Annotated in this window: 22 protein-coding genes and 3 pseudogenes; 5 read left to right on the forward strand and 20 right to left on the reverse strand. The window is 72.2% G+C overall.

Annotated features, from left to right (window positions below; translation table 11 throughout):
- The 12 genes and pseudogenes from AB8A24_RS39340 to AB8A24_RS39395 form a co-directional block, all read right to left on the reverse strand.
- Positions 1-295, reverse strand: a pseudogene (locus AB8A24_RS39340) (hypothetical protein); the annotation flags it as partial.
- A 120-nt stretch (positions 296-415) separates the two neighbouring features.
- Positions 416-1591 carry a polyprenyl synthetase family protein gene (locus AB8A24_RS39345; protein WP_266377113.1) on the reverse strand — a complete coding sequence of 392 codons (1176 nt, stop codon included), beginning with the start codon at positions 1589-1591 and terminating at the stop codon, positions 416-418.
- Entirely contained in the window at positions 1588-2967 is a 1380-nt protein-coding gene (gene hpnE, locus AB8A24_RS39350; RefSeq protein ID WP_328960822.1) for a hydroxysqualene dehydroxylase HpnE, read from the reverse strand. Before hpnE ends, AB8A24_RS39345 begins: the two co-directional genes overlap by 4 nt.
- 163 nt (positions 2968-3130) lie before the next feature.
- On the reverse strand, positions 3131-4081 hold the full coding sequence (gene hpnD, locus AB8A24_RS39355; protein ID WP_328960824.1) for a presqualene diphosphate synthase HpnD: 951 nt from the start codon (positions 4079-4081) through the stop codon (positions 3131-3133).
- 8 nt (positions 4082-4089) lie between these two features.
- The gene (gene hpnC, locus AB8A24_RS39360; RefSeq protein ID WP_328960825.1) at positions 4090-4974 is read right to left on the reverse strand and encodes a squalene synthase HpnC; all 885 of its coding nucleotides are present in this window, start codon (positions 4972-4974) and stop codon (positions 4090-4092) included.
- Between the two features lie 409 nt (positions 4975-5383).
- Positions 5384-6166, reverse strand: a complete 783-nt coding sequence (locus tag AB8A24_RS39365) for an ABC transporter ATP-binding protein (RefSeq protein ID WP_266377125.1) — start codon at positions 6164-6166, stop codon at positions 5384-5386.
- On the reverse strand, positions 6159-7088 hold the full coding sequence (locus AB8A24_RS39370) for an ABC transporter permease (protein WP_266377128.1): 930 nt from the start codon (positions 7086-7088) through the stop codon (positions 6159-6161). Before AB8A24_RS39370 ends, AB8A24_RS39365 begins: the two co-directional genes overlap by 8 nt.
- A gap of 94 nt (positions 7089-7182) precedes the next feature.
- Positions 7183-8067, reverse strand: coding sequence for a glycosyltransferase (locus tag AB8A24_RS39375; protein ID WP_328960826.1), 885 nt, complete (start codon positions 8065-8067; stop codon positions 7183-7185).
- Positions 8064-8843 carry a CDP-alcohol phosphatidyltransferase family protein gene (locus tag AB8A24_RS39380; RefSeq protein ID WP_328960827.1) on the reverse strand — a complete coding sequence of 260 codons (780 nt, stop codon included), beginning with the start codon at positions 8841-8843 and terminating at the stop codon, positions 8064-8066. Before AB8A24_RS39380 ends, AB8A24_RS39375 begins: the two co-directional genes overlap by 4 nt.
- Positions 8821-9882, reverse strand: a complete 1062-nt coding sequence (locus AB8A24_RS39385; RefSeq protein ID WP_052872071.1) for an iron-containing alcohol dehydrogenase family protein — start codon at positions 9880-9882, stop codon at positions 8821-8823. Before AB8A24_RS39385 ends, AB8A24_RS39380 begins: the two co-directional genes overlap by 23 nt.
- Positions 9870-10622, reverse strand: coding sequence for a sugar phosphate nucleotidyltransferase (locus AB8A24_RS39390; protein WP_030385166.1), 753 nt, complete (start codon positions 10620-10622; stop codon positions 9870-9872). The genes AB8A24_RS39385 and AB8A24_RS39390 overlap by 13 nt, the downstream gene beginning before the upstream one ends.
- Positions 10619-12262, reverse strand: a complete 1644-nt coding sequence (locus AB8A24_RS39395; protein WP_328960828.1) for a DUF5941 domain-containing protein — start codon at positions 12260-12262, stop codon at positions 10619-10621. The genes AB8A24_RS39390 and AB8A24_RS39395 overlap by 4 nt, the downstream gene beginning before the upstream one ends.
- Between AB8A24_RS39395 and AB8A24_RS39400 the strand changes: the two genes are divergently transcribed.
- The 3 genes and pseudogenes from AB8A24_RS39400 to idi all read left to right on the forward strand — a co-directional run bounded on the left by AB8A24_RS39400 (position 12239) and on the right by idi (position 14388).
- Complete coding sequence (locus AB8A24_RS39400) at positions 12239-12376, forward strand: hypothetical protein (RefSeq protein WP_328960829.1); 138 nt, start codon at positions 12239-12241, stop codon at positions 12374-12376. The genes AB8A24_RS39395 and AB8A24_RS39400 overlap by 24 nt on opposite strands.
- A 485-nt stretch (positions 12377-12861) precedes the next feature.
- A pseudogene (locus AB8A24_RS39405) lies at positions 12862-13590 on the forward strand (class I SAM-dependent methyltransferase); the annotation flags it as partial.
- 198 nt (positions 13591-13788) lie between these two features.
- On the forward strand, positions 13789-14388 hold the full coding sequence (idi, locus tag AB8A24_RS39410; protein WP_030771441.1) for an isopentenyl-diphosphate Delta-isomerase: 600 nt from the start codon (positions 13789-13791) through the stop codon (positions 14386-14388).
- Positions 14389-14439: 51 nt separating this feature from the next.
- Here the strand turns inward: idi and AB8A24_RS39415 are convergent, their stop codons facing one another.
- Together AB8A24_RS39415 and AB8A24_RS39420 are read right to left on the reverse strand one after the other, a co-directional pair.
- Positions 14440-14934 carry an ATP-binding protein gene (locus AB8A24_RS39415; protein ID WP_266384533.1) on the reverse strand — a complete coding sequence of 165 codons (495 nt, stop codon included), beginning with the start codon at positions 14932-14934 and terminating at the stop codon, positions 14440-14442.
- A gap of 130 nt (positions 14935-15064) precedes the next feature.
- A complete protein-coding gene (locus AB8A24_RS39420; RefSeq protein WP_328960830.1) occupies positions 15065-15757 on the reverse strand; it encodes an HdeD family acid-resistance protein in 693 nt (230 codons plus the stop codon).
- A 75-nt stretch (positions 15758-15832) separates the two neighbouring features.
- On the opposite strand from AB8A24_RS39420, the gene AB8A24_RS39425 reads away from it, so the two are divergent.
- Entirely contained in the window at positions 15833-16603 is a 771-nt protein-coding gene (locus tag AB8A24_RS39425) for an enoyl-CoA hydratase-related protein (RefSeq protein WP_328960831.1), read from the forward strand.
- A gap of 10 nt (positions 16604-16613) precedes the next feature.
- Here the strand turns inward: AB8A24_RS39425 and AB8A24_RS39430 are convergent, their stop codons facing one another.
- A complete protein-coding gene (locus tag AB8A24_RS39430) occupies positions 16614-17243 on the reverse strand; it encodes a DJ-1/PfpI family protein (protein WP_328960832.1) in 630 nt (209 codons plus the stop codon).
- A gap of 83 nt (positions 17244-17326) precedes the next feature.
- A complete protein-coding gene (locus AB8A24_RS39435; RefSeq protein ID WP_369478884.1) occupies positions 17327-18298 on the reverse strand; it encodes a GlxA family transcriptional regulator in 972 nt (323 codons plus the stop codon).
- 101 nt (positions 18299-18399) lie between these two features.
- On the opposite strand from AB8A24_RS39435, the gene AB8A24_RS39440 reads away from it, so the two are divergent.
- Positions 18400-20037, forward strand: coding sequence for an ABC-F family ATP-binding cassette domain-containing protein (locus AB8A24_RS39440; RefSeq protein WP_266377153.1), 1638 nt, complete (start codon positions 18400-18402; stop codon positions 20035-20037).
- 82 nt (positions 20038-20119) lie between these two features.
- Here AB8A24_RS39440 and AB8A24_RS39445 read toward each other — a convergent pair whose 3' ends face one another.
- The 4 genes and pseudogenes from AB8A24_RS39445 to AB8A24_RS39460 all read right to left on the reverse strand — a co-directional run.
- Complete coding sequence (locus tag AB8A24_RS39445; RefSeq protein ID WP_369478885.1) at positions 20120-20899, reverse strand: SDR family NAD(P)-dependent oxidoreductase; 780 nt, start codon at positions 20897-20899, stop codon at positions 20120-20122.
- Positions 20900-20906: 7 nt separating this feature from the next.
- Entirely contained in the window at positions 20907-22082 is a 1176-nt protein-coding gene (locus tag AB8A24_RS39450) for an MAB_1171c family putative transporter (RefSeq protein ID WP_369478886.1), read from the reverse strand.
- On the reverse strand, positions 22072-22572 hold the full coding sequence (locus AB8A24_RS39455) for a hypothetical protein (protein WP_369478887.1): 501 nt from the start codon (positions 22570-22572) through the stop codon (positions 22072-22074). The genes AB8A24_RS39450 and AB8A24_RS39455 overlap by 11 nt, the downstream gene beginning before the upstream one ends.
- A gap of 271 nt (positions 22573-22843) precedes the next feature.
- Positions 22844-23070 (reverse strand): annotated as a pseudogene (locus AB8A24_RS39460) (hypothetical protein); the annotation flags it as partial.

The following is a 23070-nucleotide window of genomic DNA, read 5'->3' on the forward strand; positions in this document are numbered from 1 at the left end:
GCTTCGCCGCGGGCGGCATCGTGGCCACGCCCTGCCGGCCGGCGGGCGGGGCCAACTGCCCCGGTTCGACCGCCGGTGGGGCGCAGCGGGCGCCCTGCGCGCCGGGCGTGCCCGGCGGTCCGTACTCGGACCGAGGGCCTGCCCGGCCCGCACGGGACGGGGCGGGCGGCCCCGGTTCCGCGGCCGGGCCACGGGCGCGCCCCACGCCGGGGCCTGCCGGGAGGCCCTGGGCGCCCGGAGTGGATTCGCTGCCGGCGCCGGCGCCCTCGGCGCTGCCGTCGGTCGTCGCTGTCATGGCTTCCCCTTAGAACAGTGTCCTCTGCTGTGCTGGGGTCTGCCGTCGGGCGGTGCGCGCCACGTTCAGGTGGCGGGGCCGGCCGGCGACTCGCGATTCATATCCGCTGTCGGGTGGCGATCACCTCTTGCGCACGACGACGAAGTCCGCGAGGGCCACGAGCTGGTCGCGCACGCGCTGCGGCATGTCGACGTCGTCCAGGGCCCGGATCGCGATCGCGTGCTGGCGGCGCGCCTCGTCGGCGGTCCACCGGCGACCGCCCGCCGCCTCGATGAGGGCCGCGCGGGCCGCGAACTCCTCCTCCGAGAAGTTCTCGAAGTCGCTGCTCTTGGCGTCGGCGGCGAGCAGTTCGGCGAGCTGCTCGGAGGCCTCCCCGCCGGCCGCGAGGGCGGCGACCACCGGCAGGGACTTCTTGCGCTGGCGCAGGTCGCTCCAGGTCTGCTTGCCGGTCGCCTCCGGGTCGCCCCAGATGCCGAGCAGGTCGTCGACGGCCTGGAAGGCGAGGCCCAGGTGGTAGCCGTACTCCTCCAACTTGTCGGCGGTACGGTCGTCCGCGCCGCCGAGCACGGCGCCGATGGAGACCGCGCAGGCGAGCAGGGCGCCGGTCTTGTTGCCCTCCATCTCCAGGCACTCCTCGACGCTGACGCGCTCGCGGTGCTCGTAGGAGATGTCCTGCGCCTGGCCGTCGATGAGCTTGCGGCTGGCGGTGGTCAGCCGGCGGGTCGCGCGGCCGGCCTCCACGGTGCCGAGCTCCAGCAGGACCTCGTTGGCGAGGGCGAACAGGGCGTCGCCGACCAGGATCGCGAGGGCCGGTCCGTGCACCTTCCACACCGTGTCGCGGTGGCGGCGCTGCTCGTCGCCGTCCATCAGGTCGTCGTGCAGCAGCGAGAAGTTGTGCACGAGCTCGACCGCGACGGCGCCCGGGATACCGACCTCGGCCGCGGCGCCCGCGGCCTCGGCGGAGAGCAGTGCGAGCGCGGGACGCACGGCCTTGCCGCCGTCGCCGTCCGCCACGTTGCCCTGGGCGTCGATCCAGCCGAAGTGGTAGGCGGCGACGGTGTCCATGGGCGCCGCGAGCCGGTCGACGGCGGCGCGGAGCGCGGGGGTCGAGAGGGTACGGCCGCGTTCCAGGAGCGCGATCGTGTCCGCCTTCTCCACGCCCCCTCCGGCTGTGCCCACACTGGCATCCGTGCTCTCGACAGCCGGGTTCCCCGGGTTCACTGGCTCTCCTCTTGTTCCTGTACGTGCTGTGCTCGTGGTGCTCGTGGTGCCGGTGCTGCTGATGGTGCTCGTCATGCCGCCTCCTGCAGAGGGTGTTCGCGGTGGCGGCCGAGCGCGGCGAGTGCGGCGTGGGCCGCGCTCAGTCCGCTCCGGACGGCGCTCTCCATGGTCGCGGGCCAGCCCGTGGCAGTCCACGCACCGGCGAGGTAGAGCCCCGGCGTGTCGGTGCGCGCCCCGGGGCGCAGCCGGCCGACGCCGGGGGTGGGGGCGAAGGTGGCCGTCCGCTCCCGGGTGACGAAGAAGTCCCGTACCTTGGCGCCGCGCGCGGCGGGCAGCAGCCGCTCCAGCTCGGGCAGGTACTTGGCGCGCAGGACCGAGACGGGCTCGTCGATGTCGTCCTGGGCGACGGACTGGGACAGCGCCAGGTACTGGCCGCCGTCCGGGAGTCCGGAGGATTCGGTGCGGTCGAAGACCCACTGGACCGGGGAGCCGAGGGCGGCGAAGAAGGGCTGCTTGAGCACCTTGCGGTCGTAGACCACGTGGACGTTGAGGATGGGCGCGGTGCCGATGTCCAGGAGCTTGTCGGGGTCGGGGAGGGCGCCGGCGGGCAGCAGTCCGTGCGCCTCGCGCTGCGGGACGGCGAGGACGACGGTGCCCGCCTCCAGGCACTCCTCCTCGGTGTCGATCCGCCACGCCCCCTCGGGCATGCGCGAGATGTCCGTGACCCGGGCGCGCAGCTCGGTGCGTACGCCGGCCGCGTCGAGGGCCTTGCGGGCGAGGGTGTCGTGCAGTTCGCCCAGGGGTACCCGGGCCCAGCCGATGTCGGCGGCGCCGTTCTCGGAGAGCAGGCCGGTCTTGAACACCATGGCGGCCAGGCCCAGCGAGGACTGCTCGGCGGTGGCGTTCAGGGTGGCGACGCCCACCAGGTCCCACAGCGCCTCGATCGTGCGGGCGGACTGCCCGTAGCGGCCGAGCCAGGTCGCGAAGTCCAGGCCGTCCAGCGCCGGGTCGGCGGGGTCCAGGCGGCGCAGCGCGAGGGCGGCGCGGCCGACGCTCAGGCGCTCGGCGAAGGAGAGGTGCCGGTAGCGGGCGAGCGATCCGGCCAGGTGCAGGGGCACGGGCAGGGCGCTGCGGCGCAGCCGTCCCAGGCGCGGACCGCCGGGGCGGGCGACGTCCAGGACGGGGACGTCGAGCCGGTCCTGCAGGGGCGCGAGGGCGGCGCCGTCGACGCGGTCGAGGAACCACCGGTAGGCGGTGCAGCACCGCAGGTAGACGTGTTGGCCGTTGTCGACCTCGAGGTCGCCGCGCTTGAAGGAGAAGGCCAGCCCGCCGAGCCGGGGACGGCCCTCCAGCAGGGTCACGCGGAGCCCGGCGTCGGCGAGTTCGAGGGCGGTGGTGACACCGGCGAGTCCGCCGCCCACGACGACGGCGTGCTCTTCGAAGCCGGTCATGCGCCCTCCCCCGTGGTGCGGTGGCCCTCCGGGCCGGACGGACGGTCCTGAGCGGGCGCCGCGGCCGTGCCCGGGGCGAAGTCCCTGGGGAGAGACGCGGCCGCCCGCCCGCTGGTTGCCAGGGCCCGGGTCCGGCCGGGCCCGGCGAGAGCCGTCGTGGTCATCAGGCTCGCCTCCGGGTGTTCTGGCGGGAGACGGTCCGCGCGTCGAAGCCGGACAGGCCGCGCACGGCGACGTACGCCTTCTCGTGCGGCGGCAGCGACACGCGGCCCCGCAGCACCGCCTCCGGCTCCCGTTCGATGCGGTCCAGCAGCCGCCGGTAGATACCGGCCATGGCGGCCACGCAGGCGCCGCTGCGCCGGTCGAGCATCGGCAGCAGCCGGTAGCCCTCGGCGAACAGGGCACGGGCGCGCCGGACTTCGTGGTGGACGAGCCCGGCGAAGTCGGCGCCGGCGGGCATCCGCTCGCTGCGGAAGCCGTCCGAGCAGCCGAACTTGGCGAGGTCCTCGGCGGGCAGGTAGGTGCGCCCGTTGCCGGCGTCCTCGCGAACGTCCCGGAGGATGTTGGTGAGTTGCAGGGCGAGGCCGAGGGTGTCGGCGTACTCACCGGCGCGCTCGGCGTCGGCCGCCGCGAGGCCCGAGCCGTTCACCGTGCCGAACACGCCGAGCGAGAGCCGCCCGATGGCCCCGGCCACGCAGCGGCAGTAGGTCTTGAGGTCGTCCCAGGTCTCGTAGGTCTCGCCGCGGACGTCCATCAGGACCCCGTCGATGAGTTCGTCGAGGCCGCCGAGCGGGATGGGGAAGCGGCGCGCGGCGTGCGTGAGGGCGACGGCGACCGGGTCGGTGTCGTCCTCGTCGATCTCCTCGGCACGGATCCGCCCGAGCAGGGCGCGGGTCTCCTCGAGTCGGGCGAACTTGGCCTCGGGTGCCAGCGTGCCGTCGCCGATGTCGTCGACCCGCCGCGAGAAGGCGTACAGCGCGGACATCGCCTGCCGCTTGTCGATCGGCAGCAGGCGGATGCCGTAGGCGAAGTTGCGTGCCTGTGCACCGGTGACGGCCTCGCAGTAGCTGTAGGCGGCCTGGACCGGTGCGGACGCGTGTGTGAGGCCCTCCACGGTCGGGCTCACCCCTTTCTCGGCGCTGTGCGCAGGACGGTGGCCACCTCGCGGAGCAGGCCGCTCCTGGTGGGCTTGGGCGGGCCGGGGAGCACGTCGAACCCGGCGGCGGTGACGGCTCGCAGAGCCGCCCGCCCCCCTCCCACGAACCCCGCCAGCAGCAGCCGGAGTCTGCCGTGCACGCTACCCACGAGCGGGGGGCCTTCATTCAGCAACTCGCGTGCGCGTTCGGTCTCGAACGCGATCAGGGAGCGTACGGACGCGCCGGCGGACGGGGCCTCGAGCTCGGCCTCGGTCACGTGGAAGCGGCGCATGTCCTCGGCGGGCAGGTAGATCCGGTCGCGGCCGAGGTCCTCGGCGACGTCCTGGATGTGTTCGACGATCTGCAGGGCGGTGCAGACGGCGTCGGAGCGGCGGATGCGCTCGGGGGTGCTGGTGCCGGTGAGGGAGAGCACGAGGCGGCCGACCGGGTTCGCGGACAGCTCGCAGTAGCCGACCAGGTCGGCGTACGTCTCGTAGCGCGCGATCCGTTGGTCCTGGCGGTTGGCCTCGATCAGCCCGAGGAACGGCTCGGGGGTCAGGTCGTGGGCGCGGACGACGGGCCGCAGGGCCTGCAGCAGCGGGTGCCGCGGCGGGCCGTCCGTGCCGCCGAACACGCGATGCAGGTCGGCCTCGAGGGCGTCGAGCATGGCGGGTCGGTCGTCGACCGCGGCGGGGTCGAGACCGAGGAGTACGGCGTCGTGTCCGCCGGGGGCGAGGTCGCCGTCGCCGATGTCGTCGACGAGGCGGGCGTACCCGTAGACGGCCGTCAGCCCGTCGCGCCAGGCGCGGGGCAGGAAGACGGGGGCGACGGGGAAGTTCTCCGCCGCCGCCTTGTCGAGGGTGGCGCTCACGTGGACCGGATCGGCCAGGGGTCGGATGCCGTGCCCCGGGGTCACCGCCCGCCGCCCGGGGCGGGGACGGCCGTCGTGCCTGGGGGCCGGAGAATTCCCGTAGCCATTGCCGTCACATCTCCCGTTCTACACTGCCGACCCATTACATCCTATTTCGGACACGCCGCCGGGGGATTCCCCGGGCTGCCCCAAGGCCCTTCACCTGCGGGGAATCGTCCCCTCTTGCCGCGATTGAGGACCGCCTCAGCTTACGCTGTAGAACGTCGCGGAGCCCTCCGGGGTATTCGCTCCGCCACCGAATGTCGCCGCGAAATGCAAGAACACGATTGAGGCCCCCGCCGCGCTGAGCGGCGGGGGCCTTCGGGTGAAGCGGAAAAGCGCCGGAAGGCGGCGCCGCGCGACCCGGAGGTCAGCCGTTGGTGGCCTTCTCGTACGCCGAGACGACTTCCTCGGTGGGCCCGTCCATCAGGAGCTCACCCTTCTCCAGCCACAGCACCCGGTCACAGGTGTCGCGGATGGACTTGTTGTTGTGGCTCACCAGGAAGACCGTGCCGGCCTTCTGCCGGAGTTCGCGGATCCGGTCCTCGGAACGCACCTGGAAGCTGCGGTCACCGGTGGCCAGGGCCTCGTCGATCATCAGAACGTCGTGGTCCTTGGCCGCCGCGATGGAGAAGCGCAGGCGCGCCGCCATACCCGAGGAATACGTACGCATCGGCAGGGAGATGAAGTCGCCCTTCTCGTTGATGCCCGAGAAGTCGACGATGCTCTGGTAACGCTGCTTGATCTGCTCGCGGCTCATGCCCATCGCGAGACCGCCGAGAACGACGTTCCGCTCGCCGGTCAGGTCGTTCATCAGGGCCGCGTTGACACCCAGCAGCGAGGGCTGGCCGTCGGTGTAGACCTTGCCCTCCTCGCAGGGCAGCAGGCCCGCGATGGCGCGCAGCAGGGTGGACTTGCCGGAGCCGTTGGAGCCGATGAGGCCGATCGCCTCGCCGCGGTAGGCGGTGAAGGAGACGCCGCGCACGGCGTGGACCCGCCGGACGCCCGGGGCGTCGCCCTTCTTCCGGCGGACTATCTTGCTGAGCGCGGCGGTGGCCGCGCCCTTGCCCGCACTGCCGGTGTTGACCCGGTAGACGATGTGGACGCCGTCCGCGATCACGGTGGGGACGCGCCCCTGGGTGTTGTCAGCCACGGCCGTAACGCTCCTCAGACTTCCAGAAGTACACGAAGCCACCGATGCCGATCACCACGGCCCAGCCCACCGCGAAGGCCCACACGTGCGGAGGCAGGTTGCTGCTGCCGTAGTCGTCGATCAGCGCGAACCGGATGAGGTCCATGTAGATCGCGACCGGGTTCCACAGCAGCAGGTCGCTGATCCACTGCGGCTGGTCCTCCAGGTAGATCCCGATGGGGAACATGACGCCGGAGGCGTACATCCAGGTACGCATCACGAACGGCATCAGCTGCGCCAGGTCGGGGGTCTTGGAACCCGCCCGCGCGAAGATCATGGCGAGGCCGGTGTTGAAGACGAACTGGAGCGCCAGGGTCGGGATCACCAGCAGCCAGGAGAGCTGCGGGTAGTTGCCGAAGCAGACGGCGATCACGAAGACGACGATCATCGAGTACAGCAGCTGCTGGAGCTGCTGGAGCGAGAAGGACACCGGCAGGGCGGCGCGCGGGAAGTGCAGCGCCCGCACCAGGCCGAGGTTCCCGGAGATCGCCCGGACGCCCGCCATCACCGAGCTCTGGGTGAAGGTGAAGACGAAGATGCCCATCATCAGGAACGGGACGTAGACGCCCTTGGGCATCTCCCGGCCCGCCCCGAGGATCAGGCCGAAGATCAGCCAGTAGACGGCCGCGTTCAGCAGCGGGGTCGCCACCTGCCAGACCTGGCCGAGCTTCGCCTGGCTGTACTGCGAGACCAGCTTGGCCCTGGAGAAGGCCATGATGAAGTGGCGCCGGCCCCAGAGCTGCCGCACGTACTCGCCGAGGCCCGGCCTGGCGCCGCTGACCGAGAGGCCGTACTTCCTGGCGAGCTCCGCGGGGCTCAGCCCCGCGTCGTCGGACAGCGGCCTGCTCGTGGCGAGGGCGCCGTCGTGGGTTGTGTCACTCACAAGTTGAAACTTTCGTCTTCAAGATGCGGCCAGGTGGGCATCAGGCTGGTGGCTCGAGGCCCGTGATCGCGTCATGTTCCCAGACGCGGGCTGGTCAGATGACAGGAGGTCGACCCAGCCGGGTCAACCGCCAGACCGTTCGCCATCTCATCGGGCGGCGGGGTCCACAGGGACTGGTCCATCCCTCGCGGAAACCGCCGAACCAGGCCTTGAGCGCGGGTACCGACGGTCTGCGTACGAGCGTCAGCAGGAGCCAGACGCCCAGGTAGACCGGAACCAGCGGGGCGGGCAGGTTGCGGCGGGCGAGCCACACCCGGTTACGAGCCACCATACGGTGATAGACCGCGTGCCGGGAGGGGGCGGTGGTCGGGTGCAGCAGCACCATGTCCGAGCGGTAGTCGATCAACCACCCTGCGTCGAGCGCCCGCCAGGCCAGATCGGTCTCCTCGTGCGCGTAGAAGAACTCCCCCGGCAGCGCTCCGACCTGCTCGAACACCGTCGTGCGGACGGCGTTGGCGCCACCCAGGAAGGTGGTCACGCGGGAGGAGCGCATCGGGTCGGAGGCGCGCAGTCGCGGCACGTGCCGGCGCTGGGTCACACCGGTCTCCGGATCGGCGATCCGGAAGCTGATGATCCCGAGCTCGGGGTCCTCGGCGAAGGCCTGCCGGCACAGCTCGGCGGTGTCGGTGCGCTCCAGCAGACCGTCGTCGTCCAGGAAGAGCAGCACGTCCACGTCGCTGCCACCGGGGCCGAAGGCCTCGATGCCGACGTTGCGCCCGCCCGGGATGCCCAGGTTCTCGGGGAGGTCGATGCCGCGGACGCCCTCGGGCAGGCCGGTGACCTGCACGCCCTGGCCCACGACGACCACGTCGATCGGGGCCCCGTCCTGGCGGGCCACGGAGTCGAGGAGCGCCTTGAGCTCGTCGGGCCGGTTGCCCATGGTGATGATCACGGCGCCCAGCCGCAGCGGGGCACTCACTTGAGCCTGCTGGAGGCGAGGATGGACACCAGGTGCAGCACGGTCTGGAGCATCGCGATGCCGGCCAGTACGGCGACGCCGACGCGGGACCAGTACAGGTCGCCCTGCACCTGGTCGACGACGGCCAGCACCAGGATGAGCAGCGAGGCCTCGATGCCCAGGATCAGGCGGTGGAACTTGAGCGCGGCGGCGGCGCGGCGGGCGAAGGCCATGCCCTTCGCGCGCGGCTCGGCGGCCGCGTCCTTGACCACGGGCTTGCCGGCCTGGTGGCGGGCGACGCCGACCAGGTCGGTCTCGGCCTTGATCAGGATGGCGCCGAGTGCGGCCAGGGTGCCCAGGAAGGCCCACAGCCAGTCGGCGCCTCCGGGGCCCCACAGGTCGGCGGCGCGCAGGCCGAAGCCGACGAGGACCGCCGCGTCGCACAGGTAGGCGCCGACCCGGTCCAGGTAGACCCCGGAGAGCGAGAACTGCTTCTTCCAGCGGGCGACCTCGCCGTCGACGCAGTCGAGCAGCAGGTACATCTGGACCGCGACCACGCCGAGGACGGCGCCCAGGATGCCCGGCACCAGCAGGGCCGGGAGGGCGAGGACGCCGGCGAGGGTCATCAGGTAGGTCAGCTGGTTGGGCGTGACCTTGGTGGTGACCAGGCGGCGGGTGATGCGCAGGGAGATCTCGCGCATGTAGAGGCGCCCGCCCCAGTGCTCGCCGCTGACCCGGTCCTTCACGCCCGCGGGGTGGACGACGGGCCGCAGTTCAGCTACGGATGGTCTTGACATAGTCGGCGTAAGCGTCCCTGATCTCGGCGGCGGACAGGTTGAGGTGCTCCAGGATCGTGAAGCGTCCCGGGCGGGTCTGGGGGGCGTACTCGACGGCCGCGACGAACTCGTCGACGCTGAAGCCGATCTCCTCGGGCCCGACCGGCAGGCCGTGCCGGCGCAGTACCTCGACGAAGAGGCCCGACTGTTCGGCGGAGCCGCGCAGGTGCATGGCGAAGGCGGCGCCGATGCCGACCTGCTCGCCGTGGAGCGCGGAGCGGCCCGGGTGGAGCAGGTCGAAGGCGTGGCTGATCTCGTGGCAGGCGCCGGACGACGGGCGGGAGTCACCGCTGATCGACATGGCGATGCCGGAGAGCACCAGCGCCTCGGAGAGCACGGTGAGGAACTCGTCGTCGCCGCAGCCACCGGGGTGGCGCAGCACGGACTCGCCGGCGGTACGGGCCATGGCGGCGGCCAGGCCGTCGACGGGCTCGCCGGTGATCTTGTGCGAGAGCTCCCAGTCGGCGATCGCCGAGATGTTGGAGATCGCGTCACCGATGCCGGCGCGGATGAACCGGACCGGGGCTTCCTTGATCACATCGAGGTCGATCACCATGGCGATCGGCGTCGGCACACCGTAGGAACCGCGCCCGTTGTCGTTGTCCAGGATGGACACCGGCGAGCAGATGCCGTCGTGCGAGAGGTTGGTGGCGACGGCCACCATGGGCAGCCCGACCCGCGCCGCGGCGTACTTGGCCACGTCGATGATCTTGCCGCCGCCCAGGCCCACGACGGCGTCGTAGCGGCGGCCCTTTATGTCGTCGGCCAGCTTGACCGCGGAGTCGATGGTGCCGTCGACGACCGCGTACCAGTCGGCGTGCGGCAGCACGGGCTCCAGCTTGGCGCGCAGCGCCACGCCGGAGCCTCCGCTGATCGCGATGGCCAGCTTGCCGGAGGCGGAGATCCGCTGGTCGGCCAGGAGGCCGGCCAGGTCGTCCATCGCCCCGCGACTGATGTCGACGACGACGGGCGAGGGGATGAGCCTCGTCAGTACTGGCATGCGATCGTCCGGCCCTTGGCGAGGTCGTCGTGGTTGTCGATCTCGACCCACTTCACGTCGCCGATGGGGGCCACGTCGATGGTGAAGCCGTCGTTGACGAGCTGCTGGTAGCCGTCCTCGTAGTAGAGGTCGGGGTCGCGCTCGAAGGTGGTCTTCAGGGCCTCGGCCAGCTGCTCGGCGGCCTCGGGCTCGATGAGGGTGACACCGATGTACTCGCCGGTGGCGTCGGCGGGGTCCATCAGCTTGGTGATCTTCTGGACGCCCTTGCCGTCGGCGGTGACGACCTTCATCTCCTCGTCGGCCAGGTTCTTGACCGTGTCGAGGGCGAGGATGATCTTCTGGCCGTTGCCGCGGGCGGCGAGCAGGGTGCGCTCGACCGAGACCGGGTGGACGGTGTCGCCGTTGGCGAGGATCACACCCTGCTTGAGGACCTCACGCGCGCACCACAGGGAGTAGGCGTTGTTCCACTCCTCGGCCTTGTCGTTGTCGATCAGCGTGATCTTGACGCCGTACTTGGCCTCCAGGGCCTCGCGGCGGGCGTACACGGCTTCCTTGCGGTAGCCGACGACGATGGCGACCTCGGTCAGGCCGACCTCGGCGAAGTTGCCCAGCGTCAGGTCGAGGACCGTCAGGCTCTCCTCGTCACCCTCGGGGCCGACCGGCACGAGCGCCTTGGGCAGGGTGTCGGTGTAGGGACGCAGACGGCGTCCGGCACCGGCAGCGAGTACAAGGCCGATCATGCTGGTTCTCCTTCGTCATGTACGGCGGGTGCTCCGGAGGAGACCCAGAATCGGATGCTCTCCACGAGCACCACGAGTGCCACGAACACGGCCGTGACCGTGAGCGCGACGGGGAAGTCCGCTTCGCGCGTTACGAGGACGGCCGCCAGGGCCGTGATCAGCAGGACCCGGCCTTCGTGGCCGCCGATCGTCCGCACCAGCCAGTGCGGGGGCGCGCCGGTGCCACCGCGAATGCGGTACACCGTGTCGTAGTGATGGTAGGCGACCGCCGCGATCAGGCCGAATGCCGCCGGAAGGGCCCCGGGGACGTCCGCCTTGACGGCGAGCGCGAGGACGGTGACGTACTCGGCGGCCCGGAACAGCGGCGGGATCAGCCAGTCCAGGGCTCCCTTGAGGGGCGCGGCGACGGCGAGGCCGGCCGTCATGACATAGATCACCGCGACGGCGATCAGCCGCGGGTCGCCGAACGGCAGGAACACGGCGCCCGCGATCATCACCAGCGTGCCGAGGGCCGCCACGTACACGGAGCCGAAGGATCCGGCGCGGCCGCGCAGCAGGCGGGCCTGGAGCTCGGCGAGCGGGCCCGAGTCGGCGAGGTCGGCGAGCGCCCGGGCCGCCCGGTCGGTGCGGGTGGCCTTGCGCGTCAGGGAGCGCAGGACGCGGCCGGCGGTGGTGTAGAGCGCCCCGAAGGCGCAGCCGACGAGCAGGGCGTAGAAGACGATCCGGGGGGTGGTGAAGGCGGTCAGGACCGCGATCATCGCCCAGCGCTCACCGATCGGAAGGATGATCATCCGGCGGATCCACACGGTCCAGCCGACGCTGTCGAGCCGGCCGGACAGGGCGGCCGTGGGAGAGGTGTTGGCGGTGGCGTCGTGGTTGGCCTCGTTGAAGGAGAAGTCCACGACGTGCCGGCAGGTCATGAGGATCATGGAGCCGACGGCCAGGGCCCAGACGTCGTCGCCGTTCCTGGCCGCGCCGAGCGCGAGGCCCGCGTAGAAGGCGTACTCCTTCGCGCGGTCGAAGGTGGCGTCGAGCCAGGCGCCCATCGTCGAGTACTGGAGCGAGTAGCGGGCGAGCTGCCCGTCGGTGCAGTCCAGTACGAAGGAGACGAGGAGCAGCACACCGGCCGCCACATAGCCCCAGCGTTCGCCGGTGGCCGCGCAGCCGGCCGCGATCAGCGCGGTGATCAGCGAGGCGGTGGTGACCTGGTTCGGGGTCAGGCCGCGGCGCGCGCACCAGCGGGCGATGTAGCGCGAGTACGGGCTGATGAAGAAGGTGGTGAAGAAGCCGTCGCGGGACTTCACGGCGGTCCGCAGGCGTACGGCCTCGTCGTCGACGGCGGCGACGGCGGCGGTCGCCGCGTCCCGCTCCGCGCGAGCGGTGGGGACGGTGGCGACGAGCGTGCCCAGTTCGGGGCGCTGGACGGTGGTCCCGGCGGCCTCGACGGCGGCCGCGAGCCGGTCCGCGTACGGGCCCGCCTCCTCCGCGCTCGTCCCGGCGGCCTCGGTGGCGGCCTTGTCGAGGGCGCCGCGGGCCGCGGCCTGGACGGCGAGGGCACCGGTGACGGCGCAGGCGTCGAAGCGCGGGTCGGTCAGCGCGAGGCGCAGCGCGTGCACGTGCCCGACGAAGGCGCTGTCCACGACGGCCACCCGCTGGTCGGCGGGTACGCCCGCCAGCGCGGCGGCGGCGTCCTTCGGACCGGCGGCCGGGCGGACGTCGAAGCCGAGGGAGCGCAGCTCGTCCGCGAGCGGTGATCCGGGGACCGGCAGGCCGGTGAGGATGACGGTCGGCAGACGAACTCACTCCTTGTAACGGATTCCGAACGCGCGCCCTTATGGGGCGGCGGCACGTCGGCAGAGGCTATCGGATGAATGGAAGTAGGGGTTCACCACCCGTTTACGCCCTGATAAGCCGAATATTCGGGCCCAAGGCCGGGTTCCGATCATCATTGACGATCACGGCGCGGTACCACAAACGGCCCGGATGTTACGGTGGACACGCCCCTGAACGTGTCGAGTGGAAAGAGGTGGGTCGATGACCGTCGTAGTGGTCGCGGCCATGCGCAGCGAACTCCGGTACATCTCCCCTTCCTTCCGGGCATCCGGCCGGGCCTGATCACACAGCCGGGCCTCGTCGGCCGGAGCCCCCGTTCCAAGGGTTCACGTTGACCGACAGCAATTCCTTCGGTGACACCTTCGACCTCGACGGCGCCGACGACTTCACGCACGCCTTCTTCGCCCTGCACCACGGCCTGCCCCGGCAGGCTCCGGGCTCCGACGCGACCACCCGCCACCTGCTGTCCCTGTGCGGACCGCTGACCGAGCGGCCGCGCGTCCTCGACCTGGGTTGCGGCCCGGGCCGCAGCGCACTGCTGCTCGCCGCCGAGGCGGGCACGGCCGGGGCGGACGGCGCCGAGGTGATCGCCGTCGATCTGCACGCCCCCTTCCTCGACGAGCTCCGTGCGGCCGCCGCGGCCCGCGGTCTCGCCGACCGGGTCCGCACCGTGGAGGCGGACATGGGCGCCCTACCGGACGAGGGCTTCGAGGACGGTTCCTTCGACCTCGTCTGGGCGGAGGGTTCCGCCTACATCCTGGGCTTCGACGCCGCGCTCGCGCGGTGGAAGCGACTGCTCGCCCCGGGCGGCACCCTCGTCCTGACCGAGTGCCGGTGGTCGGTCGCGCAGCCGTCCGCGGGCGCCCGCGCCTTCTGGGACCCGCACTACGCGCTGCGCACCACCGCCGGCAATCTCGCGGCCGCCCGGGCGGCCGGGTACCAGGTGCTCGGCGTGCACGAGTTGCCCGACTCCGACTGGGCCGAGTACTACGGCCCGCTCGCCGAGCGGGTCCGTACCCTGTCCGGCACCGGTGGCCCGGCGATGGCGCGGGCCCTGGCCGCGACGCGCGAGGAGCTCGACGTACGGGCCCGCCACGGGCACGAGTACGGGTACACGGGCTACGTCCTGCGCCCGGTGCCGGTGGGAACGATCAGCTGTCCGGCCCCGTTCGGAGCCTGACGCGCACACAACGTCATATGAGTGACACGTGAGGTGATCCGCCCCTCGTCGCCTAGCACGCGACGGGGGGCGGACATGCGTGGATCTCCGAAGTGGGGACAAGCCTCTTTTGTACGGCAGACTGAAGGCCGAAGTCCGAAGCGAAGGATGGGTATGCCGACCACACCAGCCACCGCCGCGAACAGCGCGTCCAACGGCACCGGTACTCAAGAACCGATCATGCTCGAACTGGTCGACGAGGCCGGCAACACCATCGGCACGGCGGAGAAGCTCTCCGCCCATCAGGCGCCCGGCCAGTTGCACCGGGCGTTCTCCGTGTTCCTCTTCGACGAGCAGGGCCGTCTGCTGCTCCAGCAGCGGGCCCTCGGGAAGTACCACTCCCCCGGCGTCTGGTCGAACACCTGTTGCGGTCACCCGTATCCCGGGGAGTCGCCGTTCGCGGCCGCGGCCCGTCGGACCCATGAGGAGCTGGGGCTGTCGCCCTCGCTGCTCGCGCAGGCGGGGACGGTGCGCTACAACCACCCGGACCCCGCTTCGGGTCTGGTGGAGCAGGAGTTCAATCACCTGTTCGTGGGACTCGCGCAGACCGTCGTGCGGCCGGATCCGGAGGAGGTCGAGGACACCGCCTTCGTCACCGCCGAGGAACTGGCGAAGCGGCACGCCGAGGTGCCGTTCTCGGCCTGGTTCATGACCGTGCTGGACGCGGCGCGGCCCGCGATCCGCGAGCTGACCGGCGACGCGGCGGGCTGGTAGCCCGTACGCCGTCCCGCTCTCCCGCTGTCCGCCCGCCGCGTCGGCCGCCGCTCAGCCGGCGGTCGGCGGGGCGGTGAGCGGCAGGGCCGCCCAGATCACCTTGCCGCCGGTCGAGGTGTGCTCGACGTCGCAGACCCCGCCGGCCTCCAGGGTGATCTCCCGGACCAGGAGCAGACCGCGGCCGCCGGTCTGGCCGAAGTCGGCCTCCAGCGCCTTGGGACGGTAGGGGTGGTTGTCCTCCACGGCCACCCGCACCCACTCACGGCCGATCGCGACCTCGACCGCGACCTCCGGCGAGAGCAGGGCGGCGTGCCGGACCGAGTTCGTCACCAGCTCGGAGACGATCAGGAGCAGGGAGTACACGAGGTCCTGATGGGCCGGCACCCCCTGGCGCCCGAGCAGGTCCCGGACCGCACGGCGGGCCTGCGGAACGGATTCTTCAACGGCGGGCGCGGTGAACCTCCACACTCCCTCGTAGGCGAGGGGGTCGGCCGGAGCCTCCACCTCACCCGCCTTGGCTGGCGGGACGCTCCCGCTGACATCCATCTTCCGTCCCCCGTCTTCGCGCTCGATCGTCTCCACGCGACAAGAGTGGGGAACGGGCTGGTCCGGACCCGACTGCTGACCAGAAGTCAGCGCCTATCGGACACTTTCTGACCGCCGGCGTATGACAGAGTCAGTTGTTCGACTGTTCCTGATCTTCTGCCGGTCGCTTCGCGGCCGCCTCGCCCGCCCCGTCCGCCGCGGCCGCCCCCGCCGGAGCCTCGTCCTCCCTGACCAACCCCAGGATGCGCCGGGATCCCATGCCCATGGCCACCAGGCTCAGCCCGTCGAACAGCAGGGCGAGGGAGAAGAACGTTCCGATCACGTACAGACTGTCGCCGGGCCAGCTGGAGAGGATCAGGAAGCCCAGCAGGATCCCGAAGGCGCCCTGGACGACCGCGAGCCCGCAGTTGGCGCCGCGCACCACCAGCGCCCCGACCAGCCGGAACACCCCTGCCGTGAGGAAGAGCAGCGCGGCGAACATGGTCAGGGCCTCGGCGCTCGCCTCGGGGCGGCGCAGGATCACGAAGCCCGCGGCCAGGTTGATCGCGGCGACGACGACGGCGAGCCAGAAGTAGTTGCTCCTGCGTGCCTGCACGGCCTGCAGCAGGCCCACCACACCGCCGATGAGCAGCAGCCAGCCGAAGAGGAACATCGAGGTGAGGGTGGCCACCCCCGTGTAGACCAGGCCGACCAGACCGGCCAGCACCAGGATCACCCCGAGGGCCGTCATCAGCGCGAAACTGCGGTTGAGCTTCTTCTTGTCCCGCTGCGGTTCCGGACCACCGGCCTTCGCCCTCGTACCCTCCGCGCGGTCTGCGTCCATGGACGTGCCACCTCCTCGCACCCCCGACGGACTCCCTTGATCATAGGTATGACCGCCCGGGATAGCATCCGGCGCATGGACGCAGCCCTGGACGCACACCTCCTGCACACGGTCGCCGACGGGGTGGCCACGGTCGTCATCTCGCACCCCGCCAAGCGCAACGCCATGACCGCCGCCATGTGGCGGGCGCTCCCGGAACTGGTGACGGGCCTGGCGGACGATCCGGCCGTACGGGTGCTCGTGCTGACCGGGGCCGGACCGACCTTCTGCGCGGGCGCCGACATCTCCTCGCTGACCGGGGACGCCGGCGCTGCCGGGGCCGAGGACCCGCGGGCCCTGGCGGTGGCCGCCGAGGAGGCCCTGGCCGCCTTCCCCAAGCCCACCCTGGCGGCGATCCGCGGCTTCTGCGTGGGCGGTGGCAGCCAGCTGGCGGCCGCCTGCGACCTGCGCTTCGCCGAGGAGGGGGCCTCCTTCGGGGTGACCCCGGCCAAGCTGGGCATCGTCTACCCCGCTTCCTCCACCCGCAGGCTCGCGTCCCTGGTCGGCCCGGCCTGGGCCAAGTACCTCCTCTACTCCGCGGAGCTGGTCGGCGCGGAGACGGCGCTGCGCGCGGGGTTCCTGAACGAACTGCTGCCGGCCGGGCAACTGGACAAGCGGGTCGCCGAGTTCGCCCGGATCCTGGCCTCGCGCTCGCAGCTGACGCAGGCGGCGGCCAAGGAGTTCGCGGACGGCCGGACCGACCGGGACGCGTACTGGGAGGACCAGGCCGCCGGGAGCGAGGACACCGCCGAGGGGGTCGCCGCGTTCCTGGAGCGCCGGGCCCCGCGCTTCACCTGGACACCGTGACGGTCGGCCCTCAGCCGGGCGTGCCGCTGCCCCGCAACATCGCGACGAGGGCGGCCGGGGCCTTGTCGGGCGAGCCGGCGTCGTAGGGCGGCTGGGGGTCGTACTCGGTCATCAGCTGCACGGCCCGGGCGAAGTCGTCACCGGCGATCCGGCCGAGCAGGGTGAGCCCCATGTCGATCCCGGCGGACACCCCGGCGGCCGTGACGTACTTCCCGTCGAACACCACCCGCTCGCCGGTGGGCTCGGCCCCGTGCTTCGGCAGCTGGTCCAGGTACAGCCAGTGGCTGGTGGCCCGCCGGCCGTCGAGCAACCCGGCGGCGGCCAGCAGCAGCGATCCGGTGCACACCGAGGTGGTCCAGGTGGTGGTGGCGTCGACGGCGCGCAGCCAGTCCATGACCACGGGGTTGGCCATCTCCCGGTCGGGATGCGGTCCGCCGGGCACGATCACGATGTCGGGGCGGGTGACCTCGTCGAGCCCCTTGTCGGCGACGAGCGCGAGCGAGCCGTTGTCGGTCCGCACGGGCCCCGGCCGCTCCGAGACGAAGACGACCTCGGCGTCGGTCAACCGGCCGAGGGTGTCGAAGGGCCCGATGGCGTCGAGGGCGGTGAAGTGGTCATAGAGCAGTACGGCGATCTGCATGGCTCCTCCGGAGCGTCGGTCGGAACACGGCTCCGCCCGCATGGGCGGTTCTTTCTTCTTCTCGGTGCGCCGGGGGGCGACGCTCAGGGGCCCGACGTGCCGAAGCGGCGGCGGTACTCGGCCGGTGGCTGGCCGAGGTTCCGTACGAAGGCGCGGCGCAACGCCTCCGGGTTCCCGTAACCGCAGGCCCGGGCGATCTGTGCGATCCCTTCCCCGCTCTCCTCCAGCAGCCGCCGGGCGTGGTCCACCCGGACCCGTTCGACGTACCGGCCGGGCGTGACCCCGGTCTCCGCCTGGAAGGCCCGCGCGAAGTGCCGCGGCGACAGTCGGGCACGGGCGGCGAGGTGCTCGACGCCCAGCTGCTCCCCCGGGTGCTCGGTGATCCACTGCTGCACGTCCCGCAGCGGGTCCCGGCGGGCCGTCTGGGCGGCCAGTTGCGCGCTGAACTGCGCCTGGTTGCCGGGCCTGCGCAGGAACACCACCAGGTGCCGGGCGATCGTCAGGGCGACGTCACGCCCGTGGTCCTCCTCCACCAGTGCCAGGGCGAGGTCGATCCCCGCCGTGACCCCGGCCGAGGTGGCCACCGGTCCGTCCCGTACGTAGATCGGGTCCGGGTCGACGGCGACGGCCGGATAGTCGCGCGCCATCCGCTCGCAGGCGTTCCAGTGCGTCGTCGCCCGCCGCCCGTCCAGGAGCCCCGCCTCGGCGAGCAGCAGTCCTCCCGTGCACACGGATACCAGCCGCCGCGCGCCGTCCCCGTGGGTCCGGAGCCAGTCGGTGAGCCGGGGCTCGAAGTCCGCCGTGAACCGTCCCCCGGGGACCAGCACCGTGGTGCCGGGTCCCGGCCGGGCGCTCTCCAGTTCCCCGTCCGGCACCAGCGTGAGTCCGCTGCCGGTGCGGACGGGCTTCCCGGCCGGAGAGACGGTCCGGATCGCGTACCCGGCCCGCCCCGGGAAGCGGGCGAGCGCGGCGAACACCTCCACCGGCCCCGTCACGTCCAGGCTCTGGACCCCGTCGTAGAGGAGGACGAGGACGTTGCGCGGCGATGACGACATGGCTTCATGGTGTTCCGCCCCCCGCGATGGCCGCAATGACGTGCTTCCCACCTATCCGGCCATGCCGGGCGTCGTCCGGGCGCGGATAGGATCGGCACATCATGACTGCAACCCTCGTCGCCAAGAAGCTCACCGCCGCGCACGGTGAGCGCACCCTCTTCGCCGATCTCGACCTCGTCGTCGCCCCCGGCGACGTCATCGGCCTCGTCGGCGTGAACGGCGCCGGGAAGTCCACCCTGCTGCGGCTGCTCGCCGGGCTGGACACCCCCGAGACCGGGGAGCTGCGGCTCTCCCCGCCCGGTGCCGCCGTCGGCCACCTCCCGCAGGAGCCGGAGCGCCGGCCCGAGGAGTCGGTCCGGGAGTTCCTGGCCCGCCGTACGGGCGTGGCGGCCGCCCAGGCCGAGCTGGACGCGGCGACGCAGGGCCTGGTGGACGGAACGCCGGGCGCGGACGACGCGTACGCGACCGCGCTGGACATGTGGCTGAACCTCGGCGGCGCCGACCTCGACGAGCGGGCCCAGGAGGTCGCTGACGAGCTCGGCCTCGCCGTCGGTCTCGACCTTCCCATGACGGCGCTCTCCGGCGGCCAGGCGGCCCGCGCGGGTCTCGCCTCGCTCCTCCTGTCGCGCTACGACGTCTTCCTGCTCGACGAGCCCACCAACGACCTCGACCTGGACGGTCTGGAGCGGCTGGAGCGGTTCGTCAAGGGGCTGCGGGCCGGCACGGTCGTGATCAGCCACGACCGCGAGTTCCTCACCCGGACGGTCACCAAGGTCCTCGAACTCGACCTCGCCCAGCAGCAGATCAACCTCTACGGCGGTGGCTACGACTCCTACTTGGAGGAGCGCGAGCGCGCCCGCGACCACGCCCGCGAGGAGTTCGAGGAGTACGCGGGCAAGAAGTCGGCGCTCGAAGGCCGGGCCCAGATGCAGCGCAACTGGATGGACAAGGGTGTGCGCAACGCCCGCCGCAAGTCCTCCGACAACGACAAGATCGGCAAGAACCTGCGCGGCGAGTCCAGCGAGAAGCAGGCCGCCAAGGCCCGCCAGACCGCCCGGGCGATCGAGCGGCTGGAGGTCGTGGACGAGCCCCGCAAGGAGTGGGAGCTGCGCATGGAGATCGCGGCGGCCCCGCGCTCCGGGTCCGTGGTGGCCACCCTGCGCGAGGCGGCCGTCCGGCGCGGGGACTTCTCCTTCGGCCCGGCGAGCCTGCAGATCGACTGGGCGGACCGGGTGGCGATCACCGGGGCCAACGGCGCCGGCAAGTCCACGCTCCTCGCGGTCCTGCTGGGCAGGCTGGCCCCGGACTCCGGGTCCGCCACCCTCGGCTCCGGTGTCCTGGTCGGCGAGGTGGACCAGGCGCGCGGCCTGTTCCTCGGCGACGAACCGCTGCTCGAAGCCTTCTGCGCGGCGGTCCCCGAAACCGAACCGGCCGAGGTCCGCACCCTGCTGGCCAAGTTCGGCCTCAAGGCGGCCCATGTCCTGCGCCCGGCGGCCACCCTCTCCCCGGGCGAGCGCACCCGGGCGGCACTGGCCCTGCTCCAGGGCCGCGGGGTGAACCTGCTGGTCCTGGACGAGCCGACCAACCACCTCGACCTCCCGGCGATCGAGCAGCTGGAGGCCGCGCTCGACGCCTACGAGGGCACCCTCCTGCTGGTCACGCACGACCGCCGGATGCTGGACGCGGTGCACGTGACCCGCCGCCTGGAGGTCTCCGGCGGCAAGGTCACCGAGCTCTAGGGCGACTCACCGAGGTATCCCGCCGGGCACAGCGTCCGCGCGCCTCGCGGGCCCGCCTCGCGGGCCCGCCTCGCGGTCCCGCTCATGTGGCCCGGTCTGCCGGGGCCCGGCGCTTGCGGGCCATCCTGGCGGCCACGAACGTGCGCGGGAGGTGCCGGACGGCGAGGGCGTAGGCGCGGTAGCGGTGGCCGGTGACGCTGACCGGGCGGCGCAGGGCGAGGTCCTTCAGGGCCTGGGCGACCACGGCCTCCGGCTCCAGCCAGACCGCGTCGCGCAGCGCGCTGACGTCCATCCCGGCCCGCTGCTGGAACTCGGTGCGGGTGAAGCCGGGGACCACGGCCAGCACCCGGACCCCGTACGGTGCCATGTCCACCCGGAGCGACTCGCTGAAGGCGGTGATCCAGGCCTTGGCGGCCCCGTAGGTCCCGGTCGGCAGGAGTCCCGCCACCGAGGAGACGTTGAGGACCGCGCCCCGACGGCGGGCGCGCAGGCCCGGCAGGAGGGCGTGGGTGAGCCGGAGCGGGACCTTGACCAGCAGGTCGAGCATCCGCTCCTCGTCCTCGACCGGGCTGTACGGGAAGGGCGCGGGCAGCCCGAAGCCCGCGTTGTTGACCAGGATGTCCACGGGCCGGGCCGACGCGGCGAGCCGCTCGGTGACGACCGCGCAGTCCGCCGGGTCCAGCAGGTCGGCGGGCAGCACCTCGGACGCGGTGCCGTACTCCCGGGCCAGTTCGGCGGCGACGGCGTCGAGCCGGTCCTTGTCGCGGGCGACGAGGACCAGGTCGCAGCCCTTGGCGGCGAAGCCCCGGGCGAAGGCCGCGCCCAGTCCGGCACTGGCGCCGGTGATCAGTACGGTGGTCACGACTGTTTCACTTCCTTGTGGTGGCGGGCGCGGCGTACGCCTGGGCGACGTCGACGAGGAACCGGGCCTCGTCCGCCAGGTCCCCGCCCTCCTGCGAGGTGTGGATCGCGGCGGGCAGTTCCAGTGCGGCCGCCTCGCCCGGCTGCCCGGGCGCTCCGTCGAGCTTGGCCTGCCGGGCCTCCTTGAGTACGCGGGCCAGCGCGGCGGCGGTGGCCCGCTGCTCGGGGACCCCGTGTCCGGTGACCTCGCCGCGAGCCTCTTCCAGGGCGCCCGGGGCCACGTACTCGCCCAGGATCAGGATCGCGTCGCGGGTCTCGATGACCTTGCGGTACACGAGCAGGTTGCGCGGGACCGGCGGCCACAGCAGCTCCATCACCCGCCAGGCGCGCGGCTTGTTGAGGGCCACGTGCGGCACCGCTTCGACCAGGTCGCGCCACAGCGGCCACAGCCGCCAGGTCGTGGCGATGTCGGCGCAGGTGCGGCGGAGCGTGAACAGGGTGGGCACGAGGATCGCGGCGGCGCGCAGCAGGCCGTGCAGGTTCATGAGCAGCGGGAGGGCGGGCATCGCCCAGGTGCTGCCGAAGAGGGCCTTGAGCAGGTAGGCCAGCCAGAACAGTCCGGCGAGCGCGGTACCGAGGCCGAACAGCCGCAGCCCGGCGGCCAGGCCCCGGCTCTCGGTACGGCAGCTGTAGCGCGAGCACAGGGCCACGCAGACGATGTTGGCGACCACGTGCGCGGAGATCAGCACGAGCCAGTAGGCGAGGGAGGGCACCGGGTCGCCGACCGGGGGCATGGTGTGCGTGCCGTGGTCGGGCGCGGCCGCGTCCAGCGCGACGAGGGTGGCGAGCCAGGCCACGGTGGCGACACAGGCGGTGCGTTGGAGCCTGCGGCCGCGGGTGGTGGCGGCCACGAAGTAGAGCACGGCGCCGGCCGACAGCACGCCGATGAGGTTGCGGACGAGGCCGATGGTGTGGGCGTAGCCCGGGCCGCGGCTCATCGCGTACGAGACCACGTCCGGGAGGTTGAGGGTCATCGCGGTGGCGGCGGTGGCGACGGCCAGCCACAGGCCGCGCTGCTGGGGGGAGCGCAGGGCTCCGGGGGCGCGGAGCAGGACGGCGGCCCACAGGCACACCACGCTGGGGACGGCGAGCCAGTTGCCGAAGTCGGTCAGGTCAGTTGCCATCGGTGCCCCGCTCGTACCCCATGGCCGACTCCAGCCGGGCCAGGGTGCCGCGCGCGCCGTTCGCGGACCGCGGGCCGAGGTTCGCCGTGCGGATGCGGATCATGCTGGCGAGCATCTCCGCCTCCTGCTCCTGCCGGGTGGTGTAGTTGGTGCGCCCGAGCACCACGGGGGCGCGCCCGTCGGCCTCCTCCCCTTCCAAGGAGTGGTGGCCGAAGAGGATGTGGCCCAGCTCGTGGAGGACGATGTGCTCCCGGTGCAGCGGGGTGGTCTGCGCCTCGTAGAAGACGTAGTCGACGCTGGCCGTGCCCACCCACAATCCGCAGACTCCGGACTCGGCCGCCTCCTTGGGGAGCGGGTGGAGCCGGATGGGGCGACCGCGCCGCTCGGCTATCCGGCGGCACAGGTCGTCGAGGGAGAACGGGTGGGTCAGATCCAGATGGCCGAGAATCTGCTCGCACCTTTTGCGAATGCTGAGTTGCCGGTGGGGCATGTGATCCCTCTTCGGACCCTTTCCGGGGCAACGGTGGTAGGCGTGTGTGGGCATGGGCATGACGTCCTGTGCCTTCGAGGCGGCCTCGGGGAATACGGTCCTGAGGGGAAAACACGGAAGCCCGTCCGCCGAGTGACGAACGGGCGTTCCACCATGCCTACAGATCTTGTACGGGAGTTGGCAAGGCAAGTCCCCAGGTGGGGAAGCTATTCGGCCACTCCGTACGCGGACCCACACGTGCCGGGTGGCTGCAAGACACCCTTGACGGACGCTACTTCTTGCGACGCTCCTCGGGGGAGGTGAGGCCCGCGCGGCGCAGGGCGTCCGCCATCGCGCTGTTGGCGGGGGCGGGGGCGTTGCCGCCGCCCTGCCGACGGCCCTGGCCACCCTGGCCGCCTTGGCCGCGTTCGCCCTGGCTCTGGTTCCGGCCGCCCTCGCGGGCACCGGACCCGCCGCGCTGCTGCGGCGCCCGGCCACCGCCACCGCCGCCACCGCCCC

The sequence above is a fragment of the Streptomyces sp. BF23-19 genome (genome assembly GCF_041106355.1).
Taxonomy (GTDB): Bacteria; Actinomycetota; Actinomycetes; order Streptomycetales; family Streptomycetaceae; genus Streptomyces; species Streptomyces virginiae_A.